This is a genomic window from Streptomyces sp. 1-11 (assembly GCF_007176755.1).
GTDB lineage: Bacteria > Actinomycetota > Actinomycetes > Streptomycetales > Streptomycetaceae > Streptomyces.
Map to the genome: position 1 here is coordinate 1 of NZ_BJTV01000005.1, position 13,040 is coordinate 13,040.

The following is a 13,040-nucleotide window of genomic DNA, read 5'->3' on the forward strand; positions in this document are numbered from 1 at the left end:
CCGGAAGCTAAGCCTCACAGCGCCGATGGTACTGCAGGGGGGACCCTGTGGGAGAGTAGGACGCCGCCGAACAAATATTGGGAAAACCCCCGCATCGAAAGATGCGGGGGTTTTCTGCGTTCACGGGGTGGTCAGCTCAGGAGCGCCGTACTCGGTGAGGTCCACAGTGGGCGTCCGTATATCGGGTGAGGGCGGGGGAGGGCCGCCGCTACCGTGGTCGCATGAACTCCCCGACCAGCGATGACTACGTCGTCCGTGCCATACGCCCCGACGAGTGGGCGGCCGTGAAGCAGTTGCGCCTGGACGCGCTGCGGGACCCGGTCGCGCACATCGCCTTCCTCGAGACCTACGACGTCGCCATGGCCCGGCCGGACTCCTTCTACCAGGAACGGGCGATCGGGTCCGGTGCAGGGTCCGGCACCGCGCAGCAGTTCATCGCCGAGCTGCCCGACGGGAGCTGGGCCGGCACCGTCACCGTGCTGCTGGAGCAGCCGGGGACGACGGACTGGGCGGGGTATCCGGTGGAGCGGCGGCAGGGCCATCTGGTCGGGGTGTTCGTCCGGCCGGAGCACCGGGGCAACGGGATGGTCAAGGCGCTGTTCGACGCCGCCGTCTCCTGGGCCTGGCAGCAGGGCGCCGAGCGGGTGCGGCTGTTCGTGCACGCCGACAACGCACGGGCTCAGGGCGCCTATCGCAAGGCGGGGTTCAAGCCGAGCGGGCTGGCCGTCACGTTCACGAAGGACGAGGCCGAGAACGAGCTGGAGTTCGTGCTGGAGCGGTGACCCGCGCGGGTGCGGCCGGCCGGGGGCCGCCGTGGTGCGCAGCGCACGGTCAGGCCGGCAGCTCCTGGTGCGGCCAGCGGGCCCGGGCCTGTTCGCGGGAGCGGAGCAGGGCGAGGGCGGGCAGGCCCTGGCCGGCTCCGGTGGCGAGCAGGCCGGGGAGCTGGGGGAGGGGGGCCACGGCCGCGACGTCGTCCAGGACAAGGGTCAGTGGTGGGTCGAGCCGACCGGAGGATGACCGTTCGGCCATGCGCCGGCCGCGCTCGACCACGCTGGAGACGAGGGCCGTCAGGAGGGGCATCGCACCCGGGTGGGTCCTGGGGTCCTCGATGGATTCACCGACCACATAAAGCGTGCCCCCTTCGTGGACGAAGGAATCCAGGGCGAGCGCATCAGTTCGGTTTGGCGTGCAGGCTTCCCGGATGTTGACGGTGGACAGGGCGGACAGCGCCCTGCTGATCAGCTCCTGTGCCATGTCCCGGCGTTCGGGGTGCGCGGTGAGGGCGGCCTCGAGTTCGCCCGCGGCGCCGGGGGCCGCCTTGGCATGGGTGCGCAGGGTGCGTACGGCGTCCTGGACCTGGGTGCCCTGGGCCCAGCGGTGGACGTGCCGGATGGTGCGGGACTCCAGTGCTGCGGCGTGGAGGTAGCTGCGCAGCAGGGTGGTGGCGGTGTCGGCCACGGCCTGGTCGAGCTTGGCGGTGGGCCGGACGGGGCCGAGTAGGCCCTCGGCCCGGTTCAGCGCCGTCTCCTTGTCCTCGCACCCACTGGTGGGGGGCCAGTGCAGACGGGCCGGTGTGTCGCAGCGGTGGGCGGGGTCGTAGAGGTGGACCGGGCCCAGCTTGGCCCTGGCGTCCTTGGTCTCCGCCCATAGAGCGGGGTCCGAGGTGACCACCAGGGCCGGGCCCTGGGCGTCCTGGACGGCCTGGACGGCCGCGGTGTGCCGGGTCGTAGGTGAGCCGTAGAGGACCGTGCTCTCGGCGCTGTGCGCCTCCCAGCCGGTCCCCTGGGCCCCGCCGCCCGCGAAGTCTTCCACAGGCTGTGGATACGGTTCCGCGCGCGGCACCGGGACTTCCTGCCACCGCTCGTGCGCCGTCTCCGGCACGGGAGCGGCGGCGGGCACGGCAGCCGGGGCAGGAGCACGCGCGGGAACCGCGGGAGCCGCTGGCGCCGCGGGCGCAGGCGCGGGAGCGTCCGTCCGTTCCCGTGCCGCGCCCGGCTCGGAGGCGCGCCGCCTCTTGCCCGCCCGCCATCTCGCCACCGCGCCCATCACGAACAGGGTGAGGACGAGCAGGATCATCAGCTGGCCGATGAACAGTCCCCAGAACAGGCCCCAGCCGGAGAGCCGGCCGGGCGGGGTGTCCGGCCAGGCGCCGGGCAGGTCGTGCGGCTGCGCGATGAGGTGGCGCATGGCCAGGGCCGTGCGGGTGAACGTCACGCCGTCGGGCCAGGCGCCGTGTGCGAACAGGGCCGCCAGGCCGGTGGCCGTCCACACCAGCACGGTGATTCCGAGGAGGAACGCGAGGACGCCGATCAGCAGCCCGTCGGGGATCCCGCCCTGACCCTCCCGGCGGGTGTCACGGCGATCGTCCGGTCTCACTCCTGCCTCCCCTACGCCACCGTCGATTCCGAGTCGCCCAGGTGCTGCTCGACGAAGGCGGCGGCCCGCTGCTCGGCCTCCAGCTCGGCCGCGCGCAGGGCGTCGTCGGCCGCCCGGTCGCTGGCGGACTCGGTCATCGCGCGGTCGGTGAAGACCAGCGGGCGCTCGGTCTCCGTGACCAGGTGCTTGACCACCTGGACGTTGCCGTTGACGTCCCAGACGGCGATGCCCGGGGTGAGGGAGGGGATGATCTCGACCGCCCAGCGCGGCAGGCCGAGGACCCGGCCCGTCGCTCTCGCCTCGTCGGCCTTCTGGGCGTAGACGGTCCTGGTCGACGCCATCTTCAGGATCGCCGCGGCCTCCTTCGCCGCCGCGCCGTCCACCACGTCGGACAGGTGGTGGACGACCGCCACGAACGACAGGCCGAGCCGGCGCCCGAACTTCAGCAGCCGCTGGAAGAGCTGTGCCACGAACGGGCTGTTGATGATGTGCCAGGCCTCTTCCACCAGGAAGATGCGCTTCTTGCGGTCGGGACGGATCCAGGTGTGCTCGAGCCACACGCCGACGATCGCCATCAGGATCGGCATGGCGATGGAGTTGCGGTCGATGTGGGACAGGTCGAACACGATGAGCGGGGCGTCCAGGTCGATGCCGACCGTGGTCGGGCCGTCGAACATGCCCCGCAGGTCACCGTCGACCAGCCGGTCCAGGACCAGGGCGACGTCCAGGCCCCAGGCCCGCACGTCGTCTATGGCGACGTTCATCGCCTCCGCGGACTCCGGCTCCGGGTGCCGCAGCTGCTCCACGATGTCGGTGAGGACGGGCTGGCGGTCGACGATGGACTCGTTGACGTAGGAGTGCGCGACCTTCAGGGCGAAGCCGGAGCGCTCGTCCAGGCCGTGCCCCATGGCGACCTCGATGATGGTCCGCAGCAGCGCGAGCTGACCCGTCGTGGTGATCGAGGGGTCCAGCGGGTTGAGGCGGATGCCGTGGTTGAGGGCGGCGGTCGGGTCCAGGCGGATGGGGGTGATCCCCAGTTCCTCCGCGATCAGGTTCCACTCGCCGACGCCGTCCTCGCCCTGGGCGTCCAGGACGACGACCTGGCGGTCCTTGAAGCGGAGCTGCCTGAGGACGTACGTCTTCTCCAGGGCCGACTTGCCGTTGCCGGACTCGCCGAGCACCAGCCAGTGGGGGGCCGGCAGTTGCTGGCCGTAGAGCTGGAAGGGGTCGTAGATGTAGCCCTTCCCGGAGTACACCTCGCGGCCGATGATGACGCCTGAGTCGCCTAGGCCGGGCGCGGCGGTGGGCAGATAGACCGCCTGGGCCTGGCCCGTGGAGGTGCGCACCGGCAGCCGGGTCGTCTCGACCTTCCCGAACAGGAAGGACGTGAAGGCTTCCGTGAGGACGGACAGCGGGTCCCGCATCAGCGCATCAGCCCCTACCTTCGAATGCCGGTGGCGAAGGGAAGTGTGTTCACGAACGCCCGGTGGTGCTCGCGGTCGCACCACTCCAGCTTCAGGTACGACTTTCCGGCGGACGCCCTGATCGTCCGCTTGTCGCGGTTGAGGGCTTCCGGGGAGCGTGCGGAGACGGTGATGTAGCCGACCAGGTTGACGCCGGCCGCGCCGCTGGCGAGGTCCTCTCCGCGCTGGTCGAGCCGGTTGTGGGCGGCGATGTCGCGCGGGTCGACGGTGCGGTTCATCTTGGCGGCGCGGGAGGCCTCGGCCTCGTCGTTGGTCTTCTCCGTCAGCATGCGTTCGATGGCAACCTCGGTGGGCTCGAGATCCATCGTCACCGCGACCGTTCGGATGACGTCCGGGGTGTGGACGAGCAGGGGCGCGAGGAAGTTGACGCCGACGGGGGTCATCGGCCACTCCTTCACCCAGGCGGTGGCGTGGCACCAGGGGGCGCGGGTGGCGGACTCGCGGGTCTTGGCCTGGAGGTAGGTGGGCTCCATGGCGTCCAGTTCGGCCGGCCAGGCGTTGCGCTGGGTCATCGCCTGGATGTGGTCGATGGGGTGGTCCGGGTCGTACATGGAGTGGATGAGGGAGGCGAGCCGGCCCTGGCCGAGGGGCTGGCGGACGCGGATGTCCGCCTCCTGCAGCCGTGAGCAGATGTCGGTCAGCTCACGGGCCATGACGACGGCGAGCCCGGCGTCCCGGTCGACCTTGCCGCCGTGCGCGCGGACGGCCCGGGCCATGGCGTTCGCCTCGGCGGCCAGTTCGCGGCCGTAGTGCATGCAGGCGACGAGGTAGGCGCGGTGCTGCTCGCTGCTGGTGGACACCATGGACTGGAGCTGGTCGTAGGACCGGGACAGCCAGTCGGGCGCCTTGTCGTCGCCGCGCAGGGTGACGTCCTTGGCGTGGGCGTCGGGGTCGGCGGGCAGGGTGCGGGCGAGCATCTGCAGCCGGGTGACGAAACCGTCGCCGTTGGCCACGTGCTTGAGCAGCGTGCCGAAGCGGTCGACGAGAGCCTCCTGGTCCTCGGAGTCGCGCAGGCCGACGCCGGGGCCCTCGATCTCGATGGCGGCGGTGACGGTCTTGCGGTCGGCGTGCAGCAGCACGGCGATCTCGTCGGGTCCGAACGGCGCGGCGAGCCAGGTGATCCGGCCGATGCCGGGCGGCGGCCCGACCTCCACCTCCCGCCCGTCGAGCCGGGTGCCGGCCTCGACCACGCCGGAGCGGTAGGTGGCGCCGCGCTTGACGGAGCGCTTGTACGAGCGGTTGATCTCGAACCACTTGTAGAACGTGCGGCGCTTGTACGGCACGTAGACCGCGGCGAGGGCGAGCAGCGGGAAGCCCGTCAGCAGCACGATCCGCAGGGACAGGACGGGTACGAGGAGGCCGCACATCATGCCGAGGAACGCGCCGGCCACGATCAGCGCGATCTCGCCGGACTCGCGGTTCCGGCCGATGATCGCGTTCGGCCGGGCGCGGCCGATCAGATACGTACGGCGGGGCGTGACCGGATGGGACATGTGGGACTCGGTCGTCAACGCCCGTCACCTCCTGAGCGGTTGCTGCTGCTGTTGCGTGTGTTGCCGGCGTGCGGGGTGTTGACCGGGCTGGGCGCGCGTGGCGCCGGCGCGGCGGAGGGGACTGCTCCGCCGCCGCCCTGCCCGGTGCGGCCGCTGTGGGCGGCGACGCCGCCGGAGGCGGGGTTGGCGGGGCGGGCGCCGCCGGCGCCGCCGCCCGAGCCGTTGTTGTCGGCGCGGGTGCTGTGCGTCTTGATGCCCTGGGCGACCAGGGTGGCCGGGGAGCTGATCACCGCGGCGGCCTTGCCCTCGGCGCCCTGCATGATGCGGTTGCTGCGGGAGCCGGCGATCTCGTCGCCGAAGCCGGGGACGAAGCGGTAGATCATCGCGCTGGCGAAGATGGCGAGCAGGATGATGGCGAGGCCGGAGACGACGGCGGAGAAGGCGTCGGGGCCGTTGTCGCCGGCCAGTGCGCCGGCCAGGCCGAGCACGATGACGATGACCGGTTTGACCAGGATGACGGCGATCATGATGCCGGCCCAGCGCCGTACGTGGCCCCACAGGTTCTTGTCCACCAGGCCGGCGTAGACGACGGTGCCGAGCAGGGCGCCCACGTAGAGCAGCGCGGCGCGGATCACCAGCTCCAGCCAGAGGATGCCGGCGGCGAGGATGCTGACCAGGGAGACGACGATCAGCATGATCGGTCCGCCGCCGATGTCGTCGCCCTTGGCCAGGGCGCCGGAGAAGGTGCCGAAGAAGGTGTCGGTCTGGTCGCCGGTGGCCTTGGCGAGGACGTCGGTGACGCCGTCGGCCGCGGAGACGACGGTGTAGAGGATCAGCGGGGTGAAGGCGGAGGCGAGCACCGTCAGCCACAGGAAGCCGACGGCCTCCGAGATGGCGGTGGTCAGCGGCACGCCGCGCACGGCCCGCTTGGCGACGGCCAGCAGCCACAGCAGGAGCGTGAGGATCGTGGAGGCCGCGAAGACGACGGCGTACTGCTGCAGGAACTTGGTGTTCGTGAAGTCGACGTTCGCGGTCTCCTTCACGGCGTCGCTGAGCTTGCCGATGGTCCAGGACGCGGCGTCCGCGCAGCCCTTGCCGAGGGAGGAGAGGGGGTCGAGGGTGGAGGTGAGGGGGTTGTCGGGGGTGGTGAGACCTTTTTTGGAGCCGCCTTTGTCCTTCTCGCAGAACTGCTTGGCAGCGCCGCGGATAAGGTCGCAGGCGTCGTCGCTCTTCGTCGGTGTGGGTGTGGGCGAGGGAGCGGCGACGGCGTGGGTGGCCAACAGCACCGTGGCGGTCTGGATGGTTCCGAGAACAGCCGTGATCCTGAGGATGCGGCGGTTAGCGCGCATACGTGAACCCTCCGTACTCCTCGACGGCCTTCGTCATGTCGTCGGCGGTGGACGCCGTCTGATCACGACCCACGGGAACGGGTCCGTCCTTCTGCTGGAAGTCGGTGACCTTCCAGTCCCCGTTCATCCACTTCAGCTCGTACGTCGTGGTGTACCAGCTCTCGGTCACCGGGTTCGTCGAGCCTTCGCCGGAGAGGCCGAACAGCGAGGTGTACCAGACCTCGACCGCCATGGTGTCCGTACCCGAGGAGGCGACCTTCGTGCCGACGGGGATGACCCGGGAGACGAACGTCTGGCCCTTGGGGGCGGAGCCGTCCTTCGCCAGGCCGATGTTGGCGAGAAACTTCTCGCTGGAGTAGGCGCTGTCCATGTCGGACTGTTTGGCCGCGGCTGCGTCAGGGGCGTAGACGAGGTTGACGATCTGGTGCCGCCAGCCGGTGTTGAACATCTCCGCCGACCCCAGAGCCACCGCATAGTTAGCGGCAGCGCTCTGCGCCCCCTGTTGCGTGTGGGCGAAGCCCGAGGGGATGTTGGCGGACTTCGTGTCGACCGGCTTGGTGCCGCTCGCCGCCGTGGGGGCGGCCTTCGGGCGGTCGCCCTTGCCGGCGGAGCCGTCCGTGGCGGAGCCGTCCCCCCGGTTCGCGAAGGCGATCGCCGCGATGAGGAGGACCACCACGCCGACGACCGTGACCAGGCCCCGGGAGGAGGAGCGGCCCGTTCTGCGGGGCGCGCCGCCGTAGGGGTCGCCGCCGGGCAGGCGGGTACGGGTCTGGCCCGTCTCGGTGTAACCCTGCTCGTCTCCGGGACTCATGCCGGGTAGGCCCCCTCCACGTCGTGTGCGTACGACGGTAGCCGTGCTGGTTCCCGCGCGGGCGCGGTGTGGTGACTCGACATCAGGGAAACGCAACCTCAGCCGGTGGGCACGACGGGTGGGTGGGGTGGCGGGGGCGGCCGGGCCTGTCCGGCGGTGGAGGAGGCGTCAGACCGCCATGCCGTACACGATGGTGAACAGGGTGCCGAGCGAGCCGATGATGAACACCCCGGTGAGGCCCGCGATGATGAGGCCCTTGCCCTGTTCCGCGCTGAAGGTGTCCCGCAGGGCCGTCGCGCCGATCCGCTGTTTGGCCGCGCCCCAGACCGCGATGCCCAGGCAGAGCAGAATGGCCACGGCCATGACCACCTCGATCATCACCTTGGCCTCGTTGCCCAGGCTGCCGAAGGGGCCCCAGTCCGGAGCGATCCCGCCGATGATGGTGTTGATGTCTCCCTTGTCGGCCGCAAAGAGCATGTAAGTCACCGCCCCTGGTGGGTAGTTCCGCAAGCCCCCTGCGGTGTGCAGAGGTCACGTCCATTCTCGCCGACAACGCCCCGGTCGTATGTCGACTTGACGTCATTGGCTCGCGGGTTTCGCACGAGTGACCCGTACGGTCACTCTGTGTATCACAGCAGGTCACGCCGGGCAACGACGCCGGTGCGGAACCTGTCCTGCGGTTCCGTCGTTGACCCCTTCTACGACTGTGCACGTTTTCTGACGGCTGGTCGGGTGAGGCGTCGAGACGATGTTCTCACGATTGGCGTACGAACAAGCGTGCGACTGGGGCGTTTTCGGCGACCTCGGCGGCTCGCCACGATCCTGCGTGCCGCGACCAGGGGTGATGACGGGCTGTCACGGCTGGAGAGGCGGGAGTGGCGACGGGACAGTACGGTGGATGCTGCCGCGCTGCTTCCCCCGGGGAGGTCTCGCGGTAAGAGTTCGGTGTGGTCGGTACGGCTTGCTCGGCTCGTGGCGCAGAGTGGGGGCCTGATGAAGCGCATCACTCGCCCCGCACGTGCCTCGTTCACCTCACGGCCCGCGCTCCTCGGCGCCGCGGTGCTGCTCGCGCTGACCTCCGTCTCCGCCGCGTCCGCCAACGCGGGCCCCCGGCCGCTCGGGTTCACGGCCGTGGCCGCCGAGACGGCGCGGACCGCGCGGGTGGGGGCGCTGTTCGGGGCCGGCCGGGCCGGCGCGCTGGCCGGCGGGCACTTCTGCACCGCCTCGGTCGTGCACAGTCCGCAGCGCGACCTGATCGTCACCGCCGCCCACTGCGTGGCCGGCGCCGACGGCGGCGATCTGGTGTTCGTGCCGGGGTACCGGGACGGCAGGGCGCCGTACGGCGTGTGGCGGGTGGGGAGGCCGTACGTGCCGTACGGGTGGGTGAACGGGCAGGACGAGGACAGCGACGTCGCCCTGGCGCACCTGGACGCGCTGGACGGCCGGAGGATCGAGGACGTGGTCGGGGCGAACCGGTTCCGGGCCGGGGCGGCCACCGGCGCCACCGCCGTGACGGTGACCGGCTACCCCGACTCCCTGGAGAAGCCGGTCAGCTGCACCAACAGGCCGGACCGGCGCGGCCCCGCCCAGCAGCGCATCGACTGCCCCGGCTTCCCGGGCGGCACCAGCGGCAGTCCGTGGACCGACGCCGACGGGCAGGTCGTCGGGGTGCTCGGCGGGCACGAGGAGGGCGGGGACACGGACGACGTCTCCTACAGCGTGGTGCTGCGCGATTCGGCGGCGGAGCTGTACCGGGAGGCCACGGCCGCGTTCTGAGTGCGCGTCACCCGCCGCACGCGCCGCCGTTCCCGTCGTTCCCCTGTGATTTGGCGACACTTCGGTCCGAACAGGACTGGAAATGGTGCGGCATGGGGGAGAGTTGGACCGTGCGGAAGGTATGGGTGCTCGGGGGTGCGGCGGTCGGGCTCGGCATGGGTTTCGTCATGCTGCTCGTCGTCGGTGTGTACGTGGTCGCCGGAAACCTCGTCAACGACGTCGCCACGGGTAGTCGCGGGCTCGCGAAGGGCGCCGTGCCGGCCGCCTACAAGCAGCTTGTGCAGCGGTGGGGCAACCTGTGCCCCGCGCTGAGCCCGGCGCTGCTCGCCGCCCAGCTCTACCAGGAGAGCGGATGGAACCCGACGGTCGTCAGCCCGGCCGACGCGCGCGGCATCGCCCAGTTCATCCCGAGCACCTGGGCGACCCACGGCATCGACGGCAACGGCGACGGCAGGCGTGACATCTGGGACCCGAATGACGCGATTCCGTCGGCCGCGTCGTACGACTGCGAACTCGCCAAGTACGTCAAGGACGTTCCCGGGAACGTCTCCGACAACATGCTCGCCGCCTACAACGCGGGTGCGTACCGCGTCATCAGGTCCGGCGGGGTGCCCGCCATCAGCGAGACGCGGAACTACGTCAAGCGGATCCGCAGCCTGGAGGAGAGCTTCGCCGCCCCGGTCACCCGGCTCGACCCGAGCCGGCAGGCCGCGGGGGCCATCGCCTTCGCCCAGAGCAAGCTCGGCACGCCCTATCTCTGGGGCGGCAACGGCACCGCCGACCAGGGAGGACGCTTCGACTGCTCGGGTCTGACCAAGGCTGCGTACGAGAAGGTCGGCATCCCCCTGCCCCGGGTCGCCAACGACCAGTACAACGCCGGCCCGCACCCCTCCCGGGCCGAACTGCTGCCGGGCGATCTGGTGTTCTTCTCCGACGACCTCACCGACTCGCGGGCCATCCGGCACGTGGGCATCTACGTCGGCGGCGGGTACATGATCGACGCGCCGAGGACGGGTGCCGTCATCCGGTTCGACCCCGTCGACACCCCCGACTACTTCGGCGCCACCCGGGTGACCGAAGATGGCGCAAAAGCACTCCCCACGGACGTGTGAACCGAGCGTGAACCTGCCCCCTGAGCTGCGGAGATGAGTCTCTCTTCGATAACGTCTGCGTGATCATTCGGTGGAGAGTGGAACGTATGGACGGAGGTCGTGCGTTCCTGTTGACGTAGCCGAGCGGACGTCAGTGCGGCAGTGCAGCGGATGCGGATCTACGAACCACGGGGAGCCGGAGCGACGCACACGAGGTGCGTCCGGGACTACGACGAAGGGGCCGCAGCACCATGGCTGTACTCGCCGAATCCGGATCGAACCCCGACGTCGGCCTGCTGTACGACATCAACGGCCTGGCGAAGGACGCGCCGCACTGGTTCGACCGGGTCATGGAGTTCGTCGGTGAGTACGGGCTGCTGCTGGGCATGGTGCTGCTCGTGCTGTGGTGCTGGTGGTCCGTGCGGCGCCGGGGCGGCGAGGAGGCGGCCTCCTCGGTCGCGGCTCTCGTGTGGGCCCCGCTGGCGGCCGGGCTCGCGGTCCTGGTGAACGTGCCGATACGCGGTTTCGTCGAGCGGCCCCGCCCCTTCGTGGATCACCAGGGGCTGGACGTCCTCGTCTCCGGGAAGACGGACTTCTCCTTCGTCAGCGACCACGCGACGATCACGATGGCGCTGGGGGTCGGGCTGTTCGTGGCCAACCGCCGCTTCGGTCTGGCCGGCATCGGCCTCGCGCTGCTGGAGGGCTTCTGCCGGGTCTACATGGGCGTGCACTACCCGACCGACGTCGTCGGCGGATTCGCCCTGGGCACGGCGGTCGCGCTGCTGCTGTCGCCGCCCGCCATGGCGCTGCTGACCCCGCTGATGAAGGCCGTCGAACGGTCGGGGCGGGCGGGGTGGCTCGTGCGGAGCCGCTCCGCGGGACAGCAGCGGGGCGCCCTGTTCCCCGGCGCCCGCAAGGCGCTCGAGGCCGAGGAACGGGATCTGGCGGCTTAACCGGGCGCCGGTGCACCCGGCGCCTGGCGCGGCCCGGCGGCTACAGGCCCTGCGCGTAGGAGAAGAAGCGGTCCGGGTCGTACTGCTTCTTCACCGTGCCGAGGCGTGCGGCCGCGTCCCCGTAGTAGGCCCGGCGCCAGTTCTTCAGGGTGGGGTCCGCGTAGTTCTGGTAGGCCGCGCCGGAGGCGTGCGGGGCCATGGCCTGGTGAGCCGACGTCAGCCAGGACTGCGCCGTGGCGCCGGAGGCCCCCGCGCCCCAGGAGGCGATGTACTGCGCCAGCATGCGGGAGCGCCGGTGGACGAAGGCGGTCGCCGTGGGGGAGACCCGGTTGACCGCACCGCCGAGCGCGGTGAGGGCGATGCTGCCGGCGCCGCCGCGGACCGAGCCGATCTGCTTGAGCAGGGTCTGGACGCCCGCCGGGGACAGCGAGCGGTCGAAGAAGTCGGAGCGGGCCGCGTACGTCTCCCGGCCCAGCCTGCCCTGGGCGGAGCGGCCCGGGGTGGAGCCGGGCAGATGGCACTGGGCGTCGGCGGAGAAGGCGGAGCAGCCGGCGTAGATCTCCATGGCCTCCTCGTAGCCCCGGCGGCGCAGGGAGACCGAGGAGGCGTCCGCGCCCGCGCTGTGGGCCAGGCGGTCCACGGCGTTCTGCAGTTCGCCGTAGGTGCCCAGGGAGAAGCAGGACACCGAGACGGTGGGCGTCCTGCCCGGTGAGCAGGCCAGGTGCAGTGCGGACCAGATCTCGTCCGGCTGGGACGGGCCCCACTCCTGCCAGGCCCTGACGACCGCGGCCGCCCTGGACCAGGGCCACGCCAGGTACGCCGTCACCGCCTGCGGCGCCGGATGGGTCTTGAAGTGCAGCTCGGTGACGACGCCGAAGTTGCCGTTGCCCGCGCCGCGCAGCGCCCAGAACAGGTCGGAGTGGTGGTGCGCGTCGGCGGTCACCTGGGTGCCGTCGGCGGTGACGAGCGTCGCCTGGGTGAGGCTGTCGCAGGTCAGGCCGTAGGCACGGGAGGCGACACCGTGACCGCCGCCGAGGACGAGGCCGGAGACGCCGACGGTGGGGCAGGAGCCGGCGGGTATGGTCACGCCCTTCGCGGCCAGCGCGCGGTAGACGTCGATCAGTTTGGAGCCGGCGCCGACCACCGCCTGCCCGCCGCTCACCCGGACCCGGTTCAGCCGGGAGACGTCGAGGACGAGGCGGTTGTCGCCGGAGGAGTAGCCCGCGTAGGAGTGGCCGCCGTTGCGTATCGACACGCGTATGCCGTGGGCCGTCGCGTACGCCAGCGTCGTGCGGATGTCGGCGGTGTGGGCGACGTAGGCCACCGCGGCCGGTTTCAGGCCGTCGAAGCGGGTGTTGTAGAGCTGGTGGGCCGTCTTCCAGGCCGCGTCGCCGGGGCGCACCAGGGTGCCGTCCAGGTCGCGTGCGAGGGCGGCCCAGTTGGCGGCGGCGGCCTGGCTGGTGGTCTTCAGCGCCGTACCGGAGGATGAGGAGGAGCGTGCCGAGGATCGCGCGGAGGCGTCCGTGCCGGAACTGCAGCCTGCCAGCGCGGTGGTGGCCAGCGCGGCCGTACCGCCGGTGATGAACGTACGCCGTTCCATGTCCGTCGCCTTTCCTCGGCTTCCCTGGAACGAGACGACGCCATGCGCACACGGGTTCCCGTCGCACGCGGAAGAGCACCGAAGACGTGTCCGCGCGACACGGATGT

The 13,040-nt window shown here is 71.1% G+C and carries 11 protein-coding genes; 4 read left to right on the plus strand and 7 right to left on the minus strand.

The features are described from left to right. Positions 1-221 precede the first annotated feature (221 nt). On the plus strand, positions 222-782 hold the full coding sequence (locus TNCT1_RS11840) for a GNAT family N-acetyltransferase (protein ID WP_174266249.1): 561 nt from the start codon (positions 222-224) through the stop codon (positions 780-782). A 49-nt stretch (positions 783-831) separates the two neighbouring features. On the opposite strand, the gene TNCT1_RS11845 is transcribed toward TNCT1_RS11840, so the two are convergent. From TNCT1_RS11845 to TNCT1_RS11870, 6 genes are all read right to left on the minus strand, one after another. Then, a complete protein-coding gene (locus TNCT1_RS11845; protein ID WP_143630862.1) occupies positions 832-2,376 on the minus strand; it encodes a type IV secretory system conjugative DNA transfer family protein in 1,545 nt (514 codons plus the stop codon). Between the two features lie 11 nt (positions 2,377-2,387). Further along, on the minus strand, positions 2,388-3,800 hold the full coding sequence (locus tag TNCT1_RS11850; protein WP_143630863.1) for an ATP-binding protein: 1,413 nt from the start codon (positions 3,798-3,800) through the stop codon (positions 2,388-2,390). Positions 3,801-3,814: 14 nt separating this feature from the next. Next, positions 3,815-5,353: an SCO6880 family protein gene (locus TNCT1_RS11855; protein ID WP_143631475.1), complete on the minus strand. Its 1,539-nt coding sequence runs from the start codon at positions 5,351-5,353 to the stop codon at positions 3,815-3,817. A gap of 14 nt (positions 5,354-5,367) precedes the next feature. Then, the gene (locus tag TNCT1_RS11860; protein ID WP_143630864.1) at positions 5,368-6,702 is read right to left on the minus strand and encodes a hypothetical protein; all 1,335 of its coding nucleotides are present in this window, start codon (positions 6,700-6,702) and stop codon (positions 5,368-5,370) included. Continuing rightward, a complete protein-coding gene (locus TNCT1_RS11865) occupies positions 6,692-7,513 on the minus strand; it encodes a hypothetical protein (RefSeq protein WP_143630865.1) in 822 nt (273 codons plus the stop codon). Before TNCT1_RS11865 ends, TNCT1_RS11860 begins: the two co-directional genes overlap by 11 nt. 168 nt (positions 7,514-7,681) lie before the next feature. Further along, positions 7,682-7,990 carry a hypothetical protein gene (locus TNCT1_RS11870; protein WP_014673544.1) on the minus strand — a complete coding sequence of 103 codons (309 nt, stop codon included), beginning with the start codon at positions 7,988-7,990 and terminating at the stop codon, positions 7,682-7,684. Between the two features lie 516 nt (positions 7,991-8,506). Between TNCT1_RS11870 and TNCT1_RS11875 the strand changes: the two genes are divergently transcribed. The 3 genes from TNCT1_RS11875 (at position 8,507) to TNCT1_RS11885 (ending at position 11,333) form a co-directional block, all read left to right on the plus strand. After that, positions 8,507-9,289, plus strand: a complete 783-nt coding sequence (locus TNCT1_RS11875; protein ID WP_174266251.1) for a serine protease — start codon at positions 8,507-8,509, stop codon at positions 9,287-9,289. Positions 9,290-9,399: 110 nt separating this feature from the next. Beyond that, the gene (locus TNCT1_RS11880) at positions 9,400-10,401 is read left to right on the plus strand and encodes an NlpC/P60 family protein (RefSeq protein ID WP_143630866.1); all 1,002 of its coding nucleotides are present in this window, start codon (positions 9,400-9,402) and stop codon (positions 10,399-10,401) included. Between the two features lie 230 nt (positions 10,402-10,631). Next, the gene (locus TNCT1_RS11885) at positions 10,632-11,333 is read left to right on the plus strand and encodes a phosphatase PAP2 family protein (protein WP_143630867.1); all 702 of its coding nucleotides are present in this window, start codon (positions 10,632-10,634) and stop codon (positions 11,331-11,333) included. Positions 11,334-11,373: 40 nt separating this feature from the next. On the opposite strand, the gene TNCT1_RS11890 is transcribed toward TNCT1_RS11885, so the two are convergent. After that, positions 11,374-12,933: an FAD-binding oxidoreductase gene (locus TNCT1_RS11890; protein WP_143630868.1), complete on the minus strand. Its 1,560-nt coding sequence runs from the start codon at positions 12,931-12,933 to the stop codon at positions 11,374-11,376. Between the last annotated feature and the right edge of the window lie 107 nt (positions 12,934-13,040).

What these genes read in the sequence shown, in the direction of transcription:
- TNCT1_RS11840 (WP_174266249.1), top strand. Translation starts at nt 222, where the DNA reads ATGAACTCCCCGACCAGCGATGACTACGTCGTCCGTGCCATACGCCCC.
- TNCT1_RS11850 (WP_143630863.1), bottom strand. Translation starts at nt 3,800, where the DNA reads ATGCGGGACCCGCTGTCCGTCCTCACGGAAGCCTTCACGTCCTTCCTG.
- TNCT1_RS11855 (WP_143631475.1), bottom strand. Translation starts at nt 5,353, where the DNA reads ATGTCCCATCCGGTCACGCCCCGCCGTACGTATCTGATCGGCCGCGCC.
- TNCT1_RS11860 (WP_143630864.1), bottom strand. Translation starts at nt 6,702, where the DNA reads ATGCGCGCTAACCGCCGCATCCTCAGGATCACGGCTGTTCTCGGAACC.
- TNCT1_RS11865 (WP_143630865.1), bottom strand. Translation starts at nt 7,513, where the DNA reads ATGAGTCCCGGAGACGAGCAGGGTTACACCGAGACGGGCCAGACCCGT.
- TNCT1_RS11870 (WP_014673544.1), bottom strand. Translation starts at nt 7,990, where the DNA reads ATGCTCTTTGCGGCCGACAAGGGAGACATCAACACCATCATCGGCGGG.
- TNCT1_RS11875 (WP_174266251.1), top strand. Translation starts at nt 8,507, where the DNA reads ATGAAGCGCATCACTCGCCCCGCACGTGCCTCGTTCACCTCACGGCCC.
- TNCT1_RS11885 (WP_143630867.1), top strand. Translation starts at nt 10,632, where the DNA reads ATGGCTGTACTCGCCGAATCCGGATCGAACCCCGACGTCGGCCTGCTG.
- TNCT1_RS11890 (WP_143630868.1), bottom strand. Translation starts at nt 12,933, where the DNA reads ATGGAACGGCGTACGTTCATCACCGGCGGTACGGCCGCGCTGGCCACC.